The sequence below is a fragment of the Bacillus sp. FSL R12-0074 genome (genome assembly GCF_038005725.1).
Lineage (GTDB): Bacteria > Bacillota > Bacilli > Bacillales > Bacillaceae_G > Bacillus_A > Bacillus_A mycoides.
Genome location: NZ_JBBOTR010000001.1, coordinates 1,700,203 through 1,716,860, shown reverse-complemented (window position 1 = coordinate 1,716,860; position 16,658 = coordinate 1,700,203). Strand labels below are relative to the sequence as shown.

The following is a 16,658-nucleotide window of genomic DNA, read 5'->3' as shown; positions in this document are numbered from 1 at the left end:
ATAAAAATAAACTTTTTCAACATTTATTATGAAAATAACAGGATTTTAATTCTTATCAAGCGAATATATCTTATAATACGATATAAAAATTAGGGGGAATTATAATATGAAAGACATTAATCCACATTGGGAGACAATATACTATCACTTACGCTATGAATATGAAGACAATCTTTCTCATCAAGCAATTCGTATTTTACAAATCATTTCTCGAGCGAAAGATATAACAATTGGAAAAATTGCTTCTGAACTTGGTTTATCTCATAACACAGCGTCCGAACATGTAAAACGCCTTATCCAAAAAGGATTTATCATTAAAGAAAGAAATAAACAAGATGAACGAGTTGTGAATCTTACATTAACGACAGAAGGAATTGAAGCCTTAGAAAAGCATACTTTGCTAGACAAAGAAAAGATACAAATATTAGAATCACAATTATCAAAAGAGGAGCAACAACTAATAGAAAAAGCCTTTTCGTTATTAGCTAAGGAGGCAAAATATGCATTTCCTCGTTAAGGTCATCGTCTCCGCCCTCATTATTGGGGGTGTAACCGAATTTGCCAAATATTTTAGTACGCTTGGTGGCTTTATCGCAGCCCTTCCTCTTATTAGTTTACTAAGCCTATTTTGGATTTCTTTCGAAGGTGGGAGTAAACAAGAATTAAGTCAATTCGCTTTAGGCGTATTATATGGATTTCCTGCATCTGCACTACTATTATTTATTGTTTATATCGGTTTAAAGAACTCCTTTTCACTTAGTACACCTATACTCTTCGGCATATGTGCCTGGTGTATCGTCTTTACTTGCCAAAAAGTATTTCAAGCTTAGGGGGAATTACTATTAATAGATCAGAAGAGATCCTCAATATTCTATTGCTCAATTGATTGAGGGCGGTATGCCAAAAGAAGAAGCTACACAACTTGAAGATATGTGGCAAGAACTTATTCGTGAACAACTAAATCTCTCAATAAATAGCCAATATATTTTGGCTGAACATGCTAGTCACGGGATAGAAAACGATCGTCCAGATGCTATCATTGAAGCCATTCACTTATTGTAAATAAAAAAAGGAAGCAACTAAAGCTGCTTCCTTACTTATCTATTCATAGTCTTCTTCATCATCGACTTCTTCATAATACGAACTCCCATTGCTTACATATATAGGACCGTTCGCAACATCAATACGTAGTACCCATGCCCACGGCACGGCTAAACGTTTATGTATTGCTCTCCAAAAGTTCATTGATTTTCTTTCGTACTCCTGGAACTCCTGAAGTAACTCTTTATAGGAGGAACCGTCTAACTGAATATTTGCTTCTAATAAACGAGAATGGGCATAGTACTGTAACTCTAGTTCAGCAGCAATCTCCATTTCTTCTTCCGTTGCCATACCTATAATTGCTCCATCTGCTGGTGCGATTTCATATACGTTGTGAACTTCAATAAGCCCTTCTTTCTCTTTCTCAAACATGTAAACAGCCTCCTTTAACAAATATTTTTTATGTTACAAAGTCATACTTCTACAATACTTTCTCTCTTTCCTCTTTTTTTGATAAACTTTTACAAAATGTTTATCCGATGACCTGTTTTCTCTATTCTTTCAGCATAAATGAAACGATTATTATCAAAAGTTAATTTGTACACATCGGGCATATGAAGTGTTTTCCAAAACTGAAAATCATATTTCGAATCAAAATAATTCATTAGTAATACCATAATATTCCCATGAGTGCCTATTACAATATTCTTCCCTTTATATTTTCCCAATATATTTTGCATACATAATACAGCACGCCTCTGCGCTACATCATTTGATTCCCCGCCTTCGTATGCAAAAGTCCAGTCTTCCCACACCTTCTGAATAGCATCGTTAAAATCTGTTACTGGCTCTTTACTTAATAACCTTTCCCGTAAATCTTCTTCCAGTTGTATTGATAAATTATATGTATTCGCAATTCCTTGCACGGTTTGAATCGCCCTTTTATACGGACTAGAAATCACAACATCAATATGTTCATCTTTTAATATATACGCTACATGCTCTGCATCAAAGTGCCCCTTCTCCGATAAGGGACGTTCCCTTTCTTCCTTTGTATATGTAGAGTGAGCGTGCCTAACAAAATATATTGTGGTCATAACATCCAATCCTTTCCTATTAAAATCATTTACTGTGAACCTCTCCACCTAAATCATAGATTTTGAAGAGAAATACTCCTTCTTATTTTTGGTTCAAATTGCAACCTACTTATATGTAGAATCTTCTTAACTTTATTACTCATTATTTTCATGCTTTTTGTTTATAATGTACTATGCTTTCATTAGGGGGAGAATACATTGTCTTTCAATAAAAAAAATAATAAAGTTCCACTATCAAGTGCATTTAATCCCGAACATATTGGACCTACATTTCCACCTCCTTCCTTATTCCCTTTTCCTACCGGACCTACTGGCAACACTGGACCTATCGGGGACACTGGCTCTACTGGGAATACTGGCTCTACTGGGGACACTGGTCCTATTGGCAACACTGGTCCTACCGGAGACACTGGCTCTACTGGTAACACTGGCTCTACCGGGGACACTGGTCCTACTGGGGGCACTGGCTCTACTGGCAACACTGGCTCTACCGGGGACACTGGTCCTACTGGGGGCACTGGCTCTACTGGCAACACTGGTCCTACTGGGGACACTGGCTCTACTGGCAACACTGGTCCTACTGGCAACATTGGTCCTACTGGGGGCACTGGCTCTACTGGGGACACTGGTCCTATTGGGGGCACTGGCTCTACTGGCAACACTGGCTCTACCGGGGACACTGGTCCTACTGGGGACACTGGCTCTACTGGGGACACTGGTCCTACTGGAGACACTGGCTCTACTGGGGGCACTGGCTCTACTGGGGGCACTGGCTCTACTGGCAACACTGGTCCTACTGGGGACACTGGCTCTACCGGGGACACTGGTCCTACTGGGAACACTGGCTCTACCGGAGACACTGGCTCTACTGGTTCATTTGATACAAGTACAGAAGCATATGGTCATGTTTATAGTACAACTGCTCAATCTATCGGGCCAGGTGCAGATATTGTATTTGACTCCAACGGCTCATTAAAAAGTGTTTTTTATACTCCTGGTACTACAAACGCCAATGTAGATCCTACAGTTGGCGGATCATATTTAGTTATTTTCAAAGTGCTAGTTACATCACCAGATACAGCCACTTACGCAATAACTGTGGGTGGGGTTCCTCAGGCAACAACTTCTTACTCGCAATCTACAGATGCCACTGGAAATTTATTATTATCTGGGTCTGCCGTAATCAACATTCCTGGAGGAACTCCTGTAACTATTCGAAATGTAGGCACTACTACTAATGCTTTACCAGTTATCCCTATTACAGTTACTGGCGTTCCTGCCATCAATGCATCTATTCAATTAATTCGGTTAGATATCGGTTAATTCCTTTGAGTACATTTCTTATAAAACCAACAAAAAGATGCTTTATATAAAGCATCTTTTTGTTTACATAATAAAATTATATCACTATATTTTTATTATGTTCTTCACTTGTTATAACATCTCGAATAAAGTAATCTATATTATTTCTAAGCTTTTGGTATGTAATTTGATTATCTATATCATTAAACATTATTACAACCTCAACCTTATTTCCCTTCTTATCTGTAGTATACAAACTTTTTGTCAATACGAATGCGGTAGAACCACCTTTTTGACCAGCATATTCCAACTTACTATTTTCAACTGTTCCTTTAAAAACATTATCAATTTCATCTTGCATTGATTTTGGAAAATAATTTCTACTATTTATCTTTTCCATTAAACTCATATAATCTTTAGCATTTGCACTCACTAATCGATCTGACCAAATACGCTGGAATTCCATATCTATTTTTAATGGTATATCACGTTTCTTCCATTCGCTTTCATCTTTCATCCATTCATGAATTTGTAACACATGTTTATTATACTCATCCATTGACATGTTACGTATCGTTTCTAACGATTGATTTTCTGGCTCATTAAGCTCTTTTTCTACATACCCTCTCATATATAGTGAAGCAGTATACGAAGAGAACTTGTCATGACTAGTAAGTTCTAACTCTTTTAAACTATCATTTACTCTTTCTATTCCAAGCTTATCTAACAAATATGTTGTATTCGCATTAGAACTATAATGAATCATCCCTTTAGCCACTTCTTCTAAAGCAATCTGTCCATTTTGCACTAACTCTCTCTCTTTTGAATCTTCTAACCAGTCAGGATGCGCTCCACCATCAGTGTTTTTAACATAATATTTTTCTAAATCCTGCAATGAAATTTGTTCATCTCGACTTATTTTTCCTTCTGACACTTGTTTAGCAAACTCAACTGCTATTACGATTTTTGCCATACTTGCTAATGGTAATTTTTTATTTTCATTTACAGATGTTACTACTTCACCGTTTTTTCTAATAAGTAATGAACATATTTCATCACCTTTATGTTCTTTTATGTAGTTTAATACGTAATCAGGATCTTCTTTTGACAAATAATATTTCATAAATGCAAAGAAAGTTATAACAACTACTATAATAACTCCTACAACAATTCCTGTAATCTTTAATATGTTCACAATATGCCCCCTTCTATATAATAATTATAACGAATCGAATTACAAAATTATACAAAATAGAGTAACTCTTCCTAAAACAGAAAGAGTTACTCTATTTCACATGATGTTATTTGTCCATTTAACGTAACGATTATATTTGAGTCGTCACTTTCTTTAACGCTATTTAGTCGATTTGAGTTAGGAGGACCAATTACAACTGACTCCTTAATTGGCGAAAGGTCCTTTCCTAATTTTTCTGCACTTACACCGTATGCAGCTTGAAATACTTCTGGCGGTGTTAATCTAAGTATGTCTGATCCCTCTGCTGTTTCAAACTGATCGTTATTGAAGAACAAATGTAATTGTACTTCTTCTGTTACCGCTGTAATCCAATGCCACCATCCCATTGGAATAAAGACAGTTTGCCCCGCTTTCACATGATAATTTTGCAATTGATTCGTTTCGGGATTTAAAATGGATGTAACTGCTTCTCCTGATACAACAACATCTAATTCCCACGCATTCGGATGCCAATGTGGTTCCCGCATATGCCCTTTCGTCATAAATAAATCAACAAACGCCCCTCCTATCATCGCAGGTAACTGCGTTGAGGTAACTTCATATGCAACGTTTTTCTCATCTCTTTTAAAAAAGACATTTTTTCTCGAATCAAAGAAAAGATTTGGCGTTCCTGAGCTTTTCTTTAAATTTTTATTATCTGTAACATAACCTGAATTACTCATTCAATCCCTCTTTCCCGCTCCGAACATTTCTGATTTTACACTGTATCGTATGGGGAAATTTTATAAATGTGCCTATTAACAACATAACAAAAAAACATGCCTTCATGATGAGAGCATGTTTTGTGATTTTTTTCACATTGTTTAGTTAAAAAATAAACTTTTTACTTACCATGATGTAACATTAAATCACTAAGTTCTTCTTCAATGTGATTTAATTTCGCAACTCCTTCTTTCCATTTATGAATATAACGTGAAATCCCAACGAAAAATAAAATAATAATTGTGGAAAGAATAATACCATACACGATAGCTACAGTACTCATAGTTACACTTCCTTGTAATTAGTTATATTTTTATTATAAACCTTTTTCTTTTAAAATACTTCGATTTCAACTTTTTGTAACAAAATTGATTTTTCTAATATTTCGTTCATAAAAATGGCATATTTTTCACAAATTATACAAAACTTCACCATATGTACTATTACCACATGAGTTATATTGTTAAATAGGATAAAGTGAAATTTTAGTCAGTACGGGGTATCTATCCCACACTGATTATTAGCCCGCACCAACCAGGATTTTACGGACCGTTACTGTGGGATAAAGGGGATGAAATACTATGACGACTTGGTTTATTGTAATGTTAGTTGTATTTGGAGCATTTAAAATTATTGTTTCTAGCCTTCCTAACTCTGCTATTGAATCCATTATTAGCAAGTACGAAACACATCCACAACTTGAAGAAGAGAATGTGACTGTTACAATCAATGGAAATAACTTAGAAGGCGAAAAGAAATCCAAAATTATTCATGATTTTAACGAAGGATTATTTTTAGATCGCTATTATGCACCACCACACAATGAAGGCACTCCTTTAATTATCAATGCAAAACGTGGCAAAAAAGATTTTACATTTTATATTTATAGTCATGAAGAGCATGTTGATGTAGTAAAACAACATAAAAAGAAGGTAGTTGCTTATAGTTTACGCTCTAAAAACCTTCAAAATAATGATATGTTCGTGTCAGCTGATTTAGCTTAATGCTCATATATTAGAAGAAGGAATCCATGGCACATGGATTCCTTCTTTCCTATTTACTGAAAAATAAGCTCTGTCTTCAAACTATCTTTCGGTAACAACCATCCTTTTTTCTCTATACTCGCCATTAATAATTCTCTTTGTTTTGTCGCGATACTTTCCTCATTTGTTTTAAACGACACTTCTATTACGAAGTCATCTTCTATCTTCCCGGTATTACTTAATGGCCAAATTTCAATATTCGTTTTTATATTTTCAAATTCACCTGTATACCGTTTCATTAATACAGGACCGTAAATGTGAGAATCCTTGAGCATCTCTTCTCCCCAATTCGTATACAACCATTTTTTCATTTTCCCTGGTAACTTTTCTATTAACATATTTTGAGCAGCTTGTTCATTTGGTAAATCAAGTACCCCATATCCTTTAGCACTGTAACTTTTCTTATTTGAAATACTTAACGTTTTCTTCCCAAATCCCCAATCTATTTCCGCCTCATAACTATCAGTTTTACTATCAAATCCATCTTTTTTAGCTACTTCTAGTGCATCTTGAATTACACCATTTTGAATAGGATATCTTTTTTTATATGTTAGCTCAAAATCTTTACTAAATTCTTTCTTTCGGATTCTCGCAAACCAACCTTCATTACTTAAATTTTTATTTGCCGTATCTAAAAATTGCACCTGTATTCTTTCATAATTTGTACCAGCCTGAAAATGTTCTAGTACATCTTGCTTTATCTCTTTGTTATAACCTAATACTTGTTCTGGCTTTAATAATAACTTCACTTCAAAGCTAGGTTTCATTGGACTAGCAGCAAAACCTTCCTTAACGTTATAAAGGAAACAACAAAAGAAAATACTTACGAATACAAATACCTTTTTCATATACCGATCTCCTTTACATTTTAAATTACTTCTATACGTTCCATAGTAAGCGAATACACATTTTCATATCCTGCTGTGCTTAGCTTTTGTTGTAATCGATCCGTATCCTCTTTCAAAGCATGTACTAACACCGTATGTTCTGGTAATAGTGTATTTAACATTTCCTTAACGTCACTTATACTTTGATGAACTTTATATGGAACTCGCTTCACCCTACATTCTTTACCTACACGTTCCTTCAAAACTTTTTCTGCAAAACTTCCTTTAGCAATATGTCCAGTAAAGATAATAGAATTTCGTTCTTCATGCCGAAGTTGTTCATAATACAACTGTGCTCGTTTCGTTTGCATATTCGCATCACTCATTACAACTATTCCATAACTATTTTGCATACAAATGTCCTTATCCATAACTATTATGTTTCTTTTTAAACCCTCCACAACCCGTTCAAGTTTTTCATTATTTTTTAACCAATCTTTATATATGAACATCTCTTCAAATCCAGCAAAAATTTCTTTATCTACTATAATTGGAAGTTCTTTATATCGTTCATATAAATACAATACTATATCTTGCGCCCTACCAAGTGAGGGCAGTGGTAGTAATGCTGTTCCTTTATTGTGCGCAACTCGTTCAATTTCTGCACATAATTCGTCTACTCGTTCCTTTTGTGAAACATCATCAGTGTGATAAGCGGCATCTACAATTGCAATTTTTATATCGCTTCGCAAATCTTCAGGTAAATTAGCTCGTAGTATATTAGATTCTGCTGAATAATCACCAGAATAAAATACGTATGTATTACACATATCCACTAAAAACCAAACAGCTCCTAATACATGCCCACTATACCCCCATTGAAACCGCAACGTTGGTGTAATCTGTATCCATTCATTTGGATTACTAATCTCATCAATACATACATAATTTAGATCTTTAATATTTTGATCGTTATAAGGTAAATTCCACCCTTTTGAAAGATTGTAGTTTCCCCATTTTTCAAAATAAGCTGGAAGTTGCTCCTTCGTATAACGGTTCGTCCAAATTTTTTTCTTATATCCATACTTCGTCAATAAAGGTAAACCCATCGTATGGTCTTCATGAATATGTGATAAAAATACTGCATCCAAAAATGGAACAACTTCTCTTTCTATTTTGGGATAACTATCCTCATATGATCGATTAATACCACAATCAAATACTATTTTTGTCTCTTTATTTTTTACAAAATAGCAGGAACGACCGTATTCTCCCGCTCCTCCCCATACTTCCATCCTCATCATGCTACCCCTTTTCGTTTTTGCTCCATATGTTGCAGAAGTAATAAGCACATTGTTGTAAGCCCAACAGAAACAACAGCCATTGCCATTCCTATAGATACTTCTCCTTGTTCAAATTGAGCAAAAATAAACGTTGCTGACGTTTCTACTGATGGAGGTAGTACGAGAAGCGATGCTACTAACTCTCTTATCGAAATCGTAAATGTCATCGCCCATCCAGCAAGAATTCCTGGAATAATAAGCGGCAATATTATTTTTCTAAAAATATAAATATAATTCCCGGAAAAAATACTTCCTGCCTGTACAAGAGAATCATCAATTTGTCCGAGCGATGCTTTTACATACTGCACCGTATAAGGTAAAAAGAGAACAACATACGTTACGATAACCATGACTGGTGTATTGTAAATTGACATAGGCATATAGGGTGAATTCCAAAATAAAATAAGCCCTACAACCATCACTATTCCTGGTACCATATTCGGTAACATGCCGCACATATCAAGCCATTTTTCAGAGGACTTTTTCCCCTTTCGAATCATAAGCGCCAAAAATACGCCAATAATTACAGCAACAATCGCCGTTACGAGTGAAAAAAGAAAACTGTTCCATAAAGCTTCTAATCCCGGAGAACCAATTGTAAATAATGCTTCATAATGGCTTGTTGTAAAGTTATTAAAATGTAAGCCACCGCCTCTTAACTTCGACAAAGAAGCAATAAGTATAGAAAAGTATGGGATTCCAATTGCTACTATTAGTAAGCCAATTACATAAACCCATGCTATAAAACGTGTAACTATAGACAAAGTATACCTTTTAGATTTCACACCTTTTCCACTAACCATTGCATATGTATACTTTCGATTTAATACATTTTGCATATACCAAATGAGCATACACGCACTAAGTAATAAAGAAGATAATGCTGTGGCACTGCCAAAATCAATCGGCCAACTAGAGATAAATTTATGAATCTCAGATGTTAACACATGGAATCCTATTCTACGTCCGAATGTAGCTGGTGTTCCAAATTCAGCAATCGTCTTTACGAAAATGAGTAAAGCACCCATTACATAACTTGATAACAATAACGGTAGTATTATTTTTCTTAAACGATAGAAAAAACTTCCACCATGAACTGCTGCAGCTTCTTCTTTACTACTCCCAATCTGAAGTAACGTGTTTTTCAACATGAAGTAAAGGAATGGGAATAAATGCAGACTCATAATTAAAACCATACCGCCTAAACTAAAAAACGATGATGAAATCGGCTTTAAAGCCGGAAAAAATTGTTCAAAATAACCGTTAGGTTGCATGAACAAAATCCAGCCCATCGATCCGATATAGGGCGGGGTCATAAATGGGATCATAAAAACAATATCTAACTTACTATACTTTCCTACATCTGTTTTGCTCATAATGAACGCCAATGGAAACGCAAATATTGTAGCTCCTATTACAACGAGTACACCTAGAAGCATCGAATTTAGAAAAATCCCAGCTAATCCACCACTCTGCATGACTTCAAAAGGCTTTAAAAAATTCCAACTGCTATTTTCATATACACTAGAAAATAAAATGAGAAAAAGCGGAATGACGATTAACATCGCCACAAGTAACAAAGCTACTGTCATTCCAACTTGTCTTACTGATACGAATCGATTTACCATGTAATCACCATCTTATTGAAATACTTTCTTAAATTGTTTTGCTATTTCATCTTGTTCTTTCTCAACTGTTTTCCAATCAATATTTAATACTGGAATCTCTTCTACATTCGGTCTATTTTCAGCTTTTATATCTTTTCTACCTGGCAACAAATACGCTTTAGAAACTTGTTTTTGCACATCATCTGATAATAAATAATCAATAAACTCTTTTGCACCTTCTACATTTTTACTATCCTTCATAATGCCTGCTGCACGTGGACTAATGACTGTTCCGCTTTTTGGATATACGATATCAACCGGTTCACCCTTTGCTTTTGCACTGTACGTCATGTAGTCAACACCCGCGATTACCATATCTTTCGCACCTGTTAAAACTGGGTCTAACGCTTCTTGGTTTGCCCCAGCTACTGTAACTTCATTTTTCTTAAGCTGTTCAAATAAATTCCATCCATCTTGTCCATTCTTTTTCACATATCCTGTTACAAAGTCTAAAGCTGAACCTGAAAGTGCTGGATCTGGAAGATTCACTTTCCCTTTCCATTCTCCTTTCGTTATATCGCTCCAATCTTCAGGTGCTGTCTTCACATTTTTTGTGTTATACACAATTCCTAATGCTGAAGCACTATATCCAAAATAATGTCCTTTATCATCCGACCATTGAGAACGAAGCTTATCAGCTTGTTTTGCTTCTTTATAAGCTAACGTTTGCCCATCTTTTTTTAATCCTTCCATCGCTGGTAAAGAAGCAAGTACGACAACGTCAACGACTGGATTTTTCTTTTCAGCCTCCATTCTTGCTAAAATCTTACCTGTTGTTCCTTGAAACATTTCTACTTTTATCCCTGTTTTCTTTTCAAAGTCCTTTTGAATTTTTTCTGCTAATCCTTTTGGTCCTGCACTATATACAACAATTTTCTTTTCATTAGCGTTTTTATTTTTTGCATCTACACTGCCTGTCTTTGAGCTACAACCTGTTACTACAGCAGAAAATAGTAAAGTACATACAAATAAAGACTTAAGCGAACTGAATTTCTTCATACGATTCTCCCCCTATATGATGAATACATTTTTTTGGTACATATAACGATACCGGTTTACCAACGCTTAGCTTACTATTGTGATAAGCTGTCCATACACCGAGTGTCCCCATGTTTACTTTCACTTCATAACGTTCTCCTACATATGTAACGTGCTGAACTTCACCTGTATACATTTCGCACAAGTCATTTTTTGTCCAGCTCACATGCTCTGGACGAATCATTTTTTTCCCCTCTACAAGCCAATTTGCCTTACCAACAAATTTTGCAACAAATTCATGAGACGGTTTCACATAAATGTCTTCTGGTGTTCCTTTTTGTAATACTTCACCCTGCTTCATGACAATAATTTGGTCTGACATTGACATAGCTTCTGTTTGATCATGTGTTACATACAATGCCGTTAAACCAATTGAATGAACGATGTCCATAAGTTCTAATCGCATTTCTTCTCGCAAAATTGCATCGAGTGCACTTAACGGTTCATCGAACAAAATAAAATGAGGTTTCGTTACAATCGCTCTAGCAAATGCGACACGTTGCTGCTGTCCACCTGAGAGTTCATGCAGATATCTTTTCTCCATACCTTGCAAACGAACTCGCTTTATCGCATCTTCTACCTTTTCTCTTAATTGATTCGTTTGCTTTGTAGCCCTTAAACCAAATGCAACATTTTCAAATACAGTCATATGCGGCCATAAAGCAAAATCTTGAAATACCATGCCGATATTCCGCTCATGAGGAGATGTTTTTATCTTTTTAGCAGAAGAATACATGCACTTATCTCCAAAATATATTTCACCTTTATCCGGTTCCTCAAGCCCTGCAATCATTCTAAGTAAAGTCGTTTTCCCGCATCCTGAAGGTCCTAAAAGTGTGGTGAATTCCCCTTTTTTCATTACAATCTGTAACGGCTTTAACGCCTGTGTTTTCCCAAATGCCTTTTCTAATCCATGAATTTTAATATCCATCGTTTCACCTCTCTCCCCTCATTCTTAACCTGCTTTCATTCTATCTGGAAGTTTTATACTGAATGTTAATGTACTGTAAAGATTAAATTAAAAAATCTCTAATAAACTATTTATTTCTATAGATTTTTTCTATAGTTAGAAGAAAAAGGGGGCCAACTTATCATGAATCTCTTAAAATTAGAAATTGTAGTGCTTATTAAAAAATACAAAAAGCTTACTATTGTTGCAGAAAAACTTGGCGTTAAACAACCTACTATTACGTTTCATATAAAAAGCTTAGAAGAAGAACTCGGTGTGTCTTTATTTGAATTACGTTCCGGAAGATATTTTTTAACAGAGGCTGGCGAGGCATTGCATCATTATGCTTGCAAAATAGATGCACTTATGAAAGAAGCTAGACGGGTCACACAAGAGTTTAAAGATTTTAATAAAGGCGCTATAACAATTGGTGCTAGTTATGTACCAGCGACTTATCTTTTACCAGAAGTTGTTCACCAATTTCAATGCGAATTTCCAAATATAAAAATAACACTCATAGTAAAAACAGCTCCTGAAATTCGAACGATGCTACAAAATCATGAAATTGATCTCGGGGTAATTTCTGCGGCACCGTTTGACGAACCACTTCTAAAACAAATGAATGTAATGCCTGATACACTTGTTCTTGCCTTTTCCAAAGAACATCATCTTTCTAAAAGAACAAATGTATCATTACAAGATATCGAAAAAGAACGTATATTATTGCATCGTAACCCATCTACAACGAGAGATTTACTTACACAATGGACGTTAGCACATAACGTTACATTCCAATCAGAAATTGAACTAGATTCATTAGAAACGATGAAACAAATTTTAAAATATGGTAATGGGGTTGCCTTTATTTCAAAACTTGCTATTGAGCAAGAAGTACAACGAAATGAGCTATGCTATATACCGATCCCTGATTTTGAATTTCAGCGTAATATTTATACCATTCATCATGAGGACAGATGGAATTCTAAAATAATTTCTTTTTTACTACATAGCATTACTTCTTTTGCAGAAAAAAATTAAAAGGCTGTCGTTATACACGACAGCCTTTTAAACTATAACTCTATTTGTTTTTCTTATCCTCAATTTTTGCTTGTGCCTCTTCAGCCTTATCTAATGCTTCTGAAACTTTTTTCTCTTTTTCTTTTACATCATCTATACTATCAACAGCTTTAATTAATTTATCGATTCCTTCTTCATTTACCTTTTTTCGTTTCGCTACTCTTTCATTTACTTTCTCTTCCACATCTTTTGCTTTTTGAAGCATATTCTCTGCATTTGATGTCACAGCTTTTTCAAGTGCATCATCTTTTTTCTTTTGTAACACTTCATTTGCAATATCTTTCGTTTCTGAATACTTACCGTCTTTTAATGCTGTCGCACCGTGATCTAGTAACTGAGCGACTTCTTTATATGCCTTCGCTTCATTTCCTGATTTCTCTTTTTCCGCTTTTTCAAACCACATAATCGCATCACTATATTTTTCATTTTTCAATGATTGCATACCTGTTTCAATATACGTGTCATAATTACTACATCCAGTCATTACGACTAACAGAAAAAGCATTACAAAACTTAATTTTCTCATGATGTTTTCTCCTTTTCTTTGCCTGCTCACTATACTGTAACATACATGAAAAAGAGTTTCAAAAACTAAAATACTAATTTGGTCATTTTTATTATTTCCAGTCAATTTTTTATTACTTTCTTATTTTTAGGCCGACACATCCACTTGCTTTTTCGCCACTTGCTTTCTTACTCCAACTAATACAACTAATAATAACCCTCCACCTAATGTCATCATAACAATGCTAGTCGGCAACATATCTAATAATAATCCATATACAATCATACCAAGCGGTGCGATTGCGGTAGAAATTGTTTCAAGTAAACCGAAAACGCGTCCTAAATAGCTTGGGTCTGTCGTCTTTTGAATATGTACTTGCATAGGTATATTTACAACCATCATTGATATACCAGTTAAAATCATAAAAGCGATATAGTAAATAAAACTTACTACTTTCGGAATGGTAACTAACAATGGAAAGACTGTACATAAACTCAAGCCCGCAAATAAAAACAGCCCAATATAAACAGAGCGAAACGGATTATTCACTTCTTTACGTACTGATAAAACAATTGCACCAATTAGCATCCCGACTGCTAACATTCCCTCTACAACACCGAGTTGCTTCGAGGATAAATGCAAATTTTTAATAATAATATACGGAAGTGAAACGAACAGTGCACTCGCAAAAAAGTTTACCCCTACTGCAATTTTCATTAAACCATATATTTCATGCTGTCGTTTTACATATGAAAAACCTTCTTTTATACTCGTCAAGAAATGCTCTTTACTCTCAGCCACTTCTTTTTTATATAAATCAAATACGATAAATAATTGCACAATCACTGCTAAAAAGAACGTAATACTATTTAACAAAAAGAACAACTTGATTGAAAAGAAACCAAATACAACTCCTCCAATAATCGGCGCTAAAATATTCGATAAAGATGATGCCGTCTGATTTAAAGCACTCGCTTTTTGAATACGCCCTTCATCTACTAAATTAGGAATAGACGAAGTTAATGCTACAGAATAAAAACTTGCACAAATGGATAATAATGCCGCTGATACATAAATAAAAAGAAGTGATGGCCCAAACATAGTAGCCATAATAAACATAATAAGCATTGTTAAGCTACTTAATAAATCAGTACCAATGACAAGCCATCTTCGATTGACGCGGTCAGCTACAGCACCTGCAATTGGTCCACAGATCATTCTTGGTATTGATCCGCAAATTAGTGTAATTGCAAATCCCATTCCTGAACCCGTTGTCTTTAATACGTATAATCCCATTGCAAACGTATAAATACCTGCACCTAATAAAGATGTCATTTTCCCAATCATCATTAGCATAATATTTCTCGTTGCAATCTTCATTTTTGAATCATTTTGACCTATACTTACATCCCCCATTATGACACTCTCCCCTTAAAAGTTAAATTGTGTTAAACTTATTATATAATCAACTTTCCAATTTTTACAACAAAAAGTTTAATTGTATTTAACTTTTTAATTATAAAGGAGCATGTGATGGCTACTCTAGGCGAAAAAATTAAAACGTTACGAAAAGAAAAAAAGTTTACTCAAACAGAAATAGCAGGTTCAGAACTGACAAAAAGTATGCTAAGTCAAATTGAAAATGGAAAAGCTACACCTTCCATGAAAGCATTACAATATATCGCTAATAAACTTGGATGTGAAATGAGTTTTTTACTAGAAGAAGATGATGGAGAAATTGTAGAACTCATTCAAAAAATGGAGGAACTAATAAAGACAAATAAATGCGATGAAGTATATGATACTTTACTACCTATCGTTCAAAAAGAGCTACCTTCTACTTTAAATACGGCTCGTATATATAAACAGTTCATAACTGGAGCAGCTATTATGAACGATTATAATATTGAATATTACGTCGAAACCGCTATTTCTATATTTGAAAAATATACTTTATATCGAGAAAGCACTGAAACGAAACTACTGTTTTACTATATGCTCTTCAAACGTAAAAAATATAAAGAATGTTTACAGATGATTACCATTATTCGTGATGAATATAAAACGAAGAATTTAGAAATGGATCTTATTACACATATACAGTTATACTTAAAAGAAGCAATTATTTTACTCGCATATGGCAATTATGAAAAATGTGAAAGAGTCATCTTAGATGCACTTGCCTTTTCCAAAAAACATCAAGTGTATTATAAAACAGATGATTTTTATCGTATTTTATCTTATCAAAAAATCATTACGGCGGATAAAGAAAGATATTTATATTACATAAAAAAATCTGAGCAATTTGCCATTTTTACAGAAGATACTTTATCCGCTGCAAATATAGATATATTAAAAGCTTATTACTACAATACAATTACGAATGAATATACAATCGCATTAGAACATTTAGAACAATTTCGAGAAAAACTAAAAGATGAACCAATTTTTCAAGACGATGGATTGTATTATCTTGAAAAAGGAAAATATTTGTATGGTTTAAAACGTTACGAGGAAGCTTTAGAAGTATTAGAGCGTGCTATCATACCGGATTATACGAGTCATCCACTTGATCAATCGTGGTTATTAACAGCTGGATCTTATCGTGCTCTTTGCTATATAGAACTTCAAGATAAAAAATCTGCTCTGAAAGAAGCAAAAGAAGCAGTTCAAGCGATAGATGACTATCCTGATTCCATCTTCTCTTCATTTATTAAAGAAACATTACAAATAATACAAAAACTTTAAAAATGTTTCGAAATGGTATATTATTCCTCCTTTTTTGCAAAGATAATAATGATGGGAGGAATAT

Annotated in this window: 19 protein-coding genes and 1 pseudogene; 7 read left to right on the top strand and 13 right to left on the bottom strand. The window is 34.4% G+C overall.

Going from position 1 to position 16,658, the window contains the following annotated elements; genetic code table 11:
* The first annotated feature begins 106 nt into the window (after nt 1–106).
* From NSS97_RS08990 to NSS97_RS08980, 3 genes and pseudogenes are all read left to right on the top strand, one after another.
* The gene (locus NSS97_RS08990) at nt 107–517 is read left to right on the top strand and encodes a MarR family transcriptional regulator (protein WP_107887746.1); all 411 of its coding nucleotides are present in this window, start codon (nt 107–109) and stop codon (nt 515–517) included.
* A complete protein-coding gene (locus NSS97_RS08985) occupies nt 501–830 on the top strand; it encodes a DUF3147 family protein (RefSeq protein ID WP_341112244.1) in 330 nt (109 codons plus the stop codon). The genes NSS97_RS08990 and NSS97_RS08985 overlap by 17 nt, the downstream gene beginning before the upstream one ends.
* A 19-nt stretch (nt 831–849) precedes the next feature.
* Nucleotides 850–1,062, top strand: a pseudogene (locus NSS97_RS08980) (alpha/beta hydrolase); the annotation flags it as partial.
* A 39-nt stretch (nt 1,063–1,101) separates the two neighbouring features.
* On the opposite strand, the gene NSS97_RS08975 reads toward NSS97_RS08980, so the two are convergent.
* Together NSS97_RS08975 and NSS97_RS08970 are read right to left on the bottom strand one after the other, a co-directional pair.
* Entirely contained in the window at nt 1,102–1,473 is a 372-nt protein-coding gene (locus tag NSS97_RS08975) for a hypothetical protein (RefSeq protein WP_000461762.1), read from the bottom strand.
* Nucleotides 1,474–1,562: 89 nt separating this feature from the next.
* On the bottom strand, nt 1,563–2,138 hold the full coding sequence (locus NSS97_RS08970; RefSeq protein WP_107887747.1) for a histidine phosphatase family protein: 576 nt from the start codon (nt 2,136–2,138) through the stop codon (nt 1,563–1,565).
* Between the two features lie 198 nt (nt 2,139–2,336).
* On the opposite strand from NSS97_RS08970, the gene NSS97_RS08965 reads away from it, so the two are divergent.
* Nucleotides 2,337–3,461 carry an exosporium leader peptide-containing protein gene (locus NSS97_RS08965; protein WP_107887748.1) on the top strand — a complete coding sequence of 375 codons (1,125 nt, stop codon included), beginning with the start codon at nt 2,337–2,339 and terminating at the stop codon, nt 3,459–3,461.
* 76 nt (nt 3,462–3,537) lie between these two features.
* Here NSS97_RS08965 and NSS97_RS08960 read toward each other — a convergent pair whose 3' ends face one another.
* The 4 genes from NSS97_RS08960 to NSS97_RS08945 all read right to left on the bottom strand — a co-directional run bounded on the left by NSS97_RS08960 (nt 3,538) and on the right by NSS97_RS08945 (nt 5,847).
* Nucleotides 3,538–4,635, bottom strand: a complete 1,098-nt coding sequence (locus tag NSS97_RS08960) for a serine hydrolase (RefSeq protein WP_107887749.1) — start codon at nt 4,633–4,635, stop codon at nt 3,538–3,540.
* An 86-nt stretch (nt 4,636–4,721) separates the two neighbouring features.
* Nucleotides 4,722–5,357 (bottom strand): cupin domain-containing protein, encoded by a 636-nt coding sequence (locus NSS97_RS08955; protein ID WP_002064689.1) that lies wholly within the window; start codon nt 5,355–5,357, stop codon nt 4,722–4,724.
* A 161-nt stretch (nt 5,358–5,518) separates the two neighbouring features.
* Complete coding sequence (locus tag NSS97_RS08950; protein ID WP_002011945.1) at nt 5,519–5,680, bottom strand: hypothetical protein; 162 nt, start codon at nt 5,678–5,680, stop codon at nt 5,519–5,521.
* Between the two features lie 50 nt (nt 5,681–5,730).
* Entirely contained in the window at nt 5,731–5,847 is a 117-nt protein-coding gene (locus NSS97_RS08945) for a hypothetical protein (RefSeq protein WP_002018064.1), read from the bottom strand.
* Nucleotides 5,848–5,978: 131 nt separating this feature from the next.
* Between NSS97_RS08945 and NSS97_RS08940 the strand changes: the two genes are divergently transcribed.
* Entirely contained in the window at nt 5,979–6,401 is a 423-nt protein-coding gene (locus NSS97_RS08940; RefSeq protein WP_002011948.1) for a YfmQ family protein, read from the top strand.
* A gap of 53 nt (nt 6,402–6,454) precedes the next feature.
* Here NSS97_RS08940 and NSS97_RS08935 read toward each other — a convergent pair whose 3' ends face one another.
* The 5 genes from NSS97_RS08935 to NSS97_RS08915 are packed head-to-tail and all read right to left on the bottom strand — an operon-like array spanning nt 6,455 to nt 12,246.
* Entirely contained in the window at nt 6,455–7,288 is an 834-nt protein-coding gene (locus tag NSS97_RS08935; protein ID WP_107887750.1) for a hypothetical protein, read from the bottom strand.
* Nucleotides 7,289–7,308: 20 nt separating this feature from the next.
* Nucleotides 7,309–8,571, bottom strand: a complete 1,263-nt coding sequence (locus NSS97_RS08930) for an MBL fold metallo-hydrolase (RefSeq protein WP_341112237.1) — start codon at nt 8,569–8,571, stop codon at nt 7,309–7,311.
* Nucleotides 8,568–10,238 carry an ABC transporter permease gene (locus NSS97_RS08925; RefSeq protein ID WP_088038032.1) on the bottom strand — a complete coding sequence of 557 codons (1,671 nt, stop codon included), beginning with the start codon at nt 10,236–10,238 and terminating at the stop codon, nt 8,568–8,570. Before NSS97_RS08925 ends, NSS97_RS08930 begins: the two co-directional genes overlap by 4 nt.
* A 12-nt stretch (nt 10,239–10,250) precedes the next feature.
* Nucleotides 10,251–11,276 carry an ABC transporter substrate-binding protein gene (locus NSS97_RS08920; RefSeq protein WP_341112232.1) on the bottom strand — a complete coding sequence of 342 codons (1,026 nt, stop codon included), beginning with the start codon at nt 11,274–11,276 and terminating at the stop codon, nt 10,251–10,253.
* A complete protein-coding gene (locus NSS97_RS08915; protein WP_107887753.1) occupies nt 11,254–12,246 on the bottom strand; it encodes an ATP-binding cassette domain-containing protein in 993 nt (330 codons plus the stop codon). Before NSS97_RS08915 ends, NSS97_RS08920 begins: the two co-directional genes overlap by 23 nt.
* Before the next feature lie 162 nt (nt 12,247–12,408).
* Here NSS97_RS08915 and NSS97_RS08910 point away from each other — a divergent pair, with 162 nt between their 5' ends.
* Nucleotides 12,409–13,302 carry a LysR substrate-binding domain-containing protein gene (locus NSS97_RS08910; protein ID WP_107887754.1) on the top strand — a complete coding sequence of 298 codons (894 nt, stop codon included), beginning with the start codon at nt 12,409–12,411 and terminating at the stop codon, nt 13,300–13,302.
* A gap of 40 nt (nt 13,303–13,342) precedes the next feature.
* Here the strand turns inward: NSS97_RS08910 and NSS97_RS08905 are convergent, their stop codons facing one another.
* Nucleotides 13,343–13,867 carry a DUF4398 domain-containing protein gene (locus NSS97_RS08905; protein WP_002166025.1) on the bottom strand — a complete coding sequence of 175 codons (525 nt, stop codon included), beginning with the start codon at nt 13,865–13,867 and terminating at the stop codon, nt 13,343–13,345.
* 126 nt (nt 13,868–13,993) lie between these two features.
* Nucleotides 13,994–15,262 (bottom strand): MFS transporter, encoded by a 1,269-nt coding sequence (locus NSS97_RS08900; RefSeq protein WP_107887755.1) that lies wholly within the window; start codon nt 15,260–15,262, stop codon nt 13,994–13,996.
* Nucleotides 15,263–15,379: 117 nt separating this feature from the next.
* Here NSS97_RS08900 and NSS97_RS08895 point away from each other — a divergent pair, with 117 nt between their 5' ends.
* Nucleotides 15,380–16,594, top strand: coding sequence for a helix-turn-helix domain-containing protein (locus NSS97_RS08895; protein WP_107887756.1), 1,215 nt, complete (start codon nt 15,380–15,382; stop codon nt 16,592–16,594).
* The last annotated feature ends 64 nt before the right edge of the window (nt 16,595–16,658 follow it).

Excerpts from the sequence above, each read along its gene's own strand:
- NSS97_RS08990 (WP_107887746.1), top strand. The coding sequence starts at position 107 with ATGAAAGACATTAATCCACATTGGGAGACAATATACTATCACTTACGC.
- NSS97_RS08985 (WP_341112244.1), top strand. The coding sequence starts at position 501 with ATGCATTTCCTCGTTAAGGTCATCGTCTCCGCCCTCATTATTGGGGGT.
- NSS97_RS08975 (WP_000461762.1), bottom strand. The coding sequence starts at position 1,473 with ATGTTTGAGAAAGAGAAAGAAGGGCTTATTGAAGTTCACAACGTATAT.
- NSS97_RS08970 (WP_107887747.1), bottom strand. The coding sequence starts at position 2,138 with ATGACCACAATATATTTTGTTAGGCACGCTCACTCTACATATACAAAG.
- NSS97_RS08955 (WP_002064689.1), bottom strand. The coding sequence starts at position 5,357 with ATGAGTAATTCAGGTTATGTTACAGATAATAAAAATTTAAAGAAAAGC.
- NSS97_RS08950 (WP_002011945.1), bottom strand. The coding sequence starts at position 5,680 with ATGAGTACTGTAGCTATCGTGTATGGTATTATTCTTTCCACAATTATT.
- NSS97_RS08940 (WP_002011948.1), top strand. The coding sequence starts at position 5,979 with ATGACGACTTGGTTTATTGTAATGTTAGTTGTATTTGGAGCATTTAAA.
- NSS97_RS08935 (WP_107887750.1), bottom strand. The coding sequence starts at position 7,288 with ATGAAAAAGGTATTTGTATTCGTAAGTATTTTCTTTTGTTGTTTCCTT.
- NSS97_RS08930 (WP_341112237.1), bottom strand. The coding sequence starts at position 8,571 with ATGATGAGGATGGAAGTATGGGGAGGAGCGGGAGAATACGGTCGTTCC.
- NSS97_RS08925 (WP_088038032.1), bottom strand. The coding sequence starts at position 10,238 with ATGGTAAATCGATTCGTATCAGTAAGACAAGTTGGAATGACAGTAGCT.
- NSS97_RS08920 (WP_341112232.1), bottom strand. The coding sequence starts at position 11,276 with ATGAAGAAATTCAGTTCGCTTAAGTCTTTATTTGTATGTACTTTACTA.
- NSS97_RS08915 (WP_107887753.1), bottom strand. The coding sequence starts at position 12,246 with ATGGATATTAAAATTCATGGATTAGAAAAGGCATTTGGGAAAACACAG.
- NSS97_RS08910 (WP_107887754.1), top strand. The coding sequence starts at position 12,409 with ATGAATCTCTTAAAATTAGAAATTGTAGTGCTTATTAAAAAATACAAA.
- NSS97_RS08905 (WP_002166025.1), bottom strand. The coding sequence starts at position 13,867 with ATGAGAAAATTAAGTTTTGTAATGCTTTTTCTGTTAGTCGTAATGACT.
- NSS97_RS08900 (WP_107887755.1), bottom strand. The coding sequence starts at position 15,262 with ATGGGGGATGTAAGTATAGGTCAAAATGATTCAAAAATGAAGATTGCA.
- NSS97_RS08895 (WP_107887756.1), top strand. The coding sequence starts at position 15,380 with ATGGCTACTCTAGGCGAAAAAATTAAAACGTTACGAAAAGAAAAAAAG.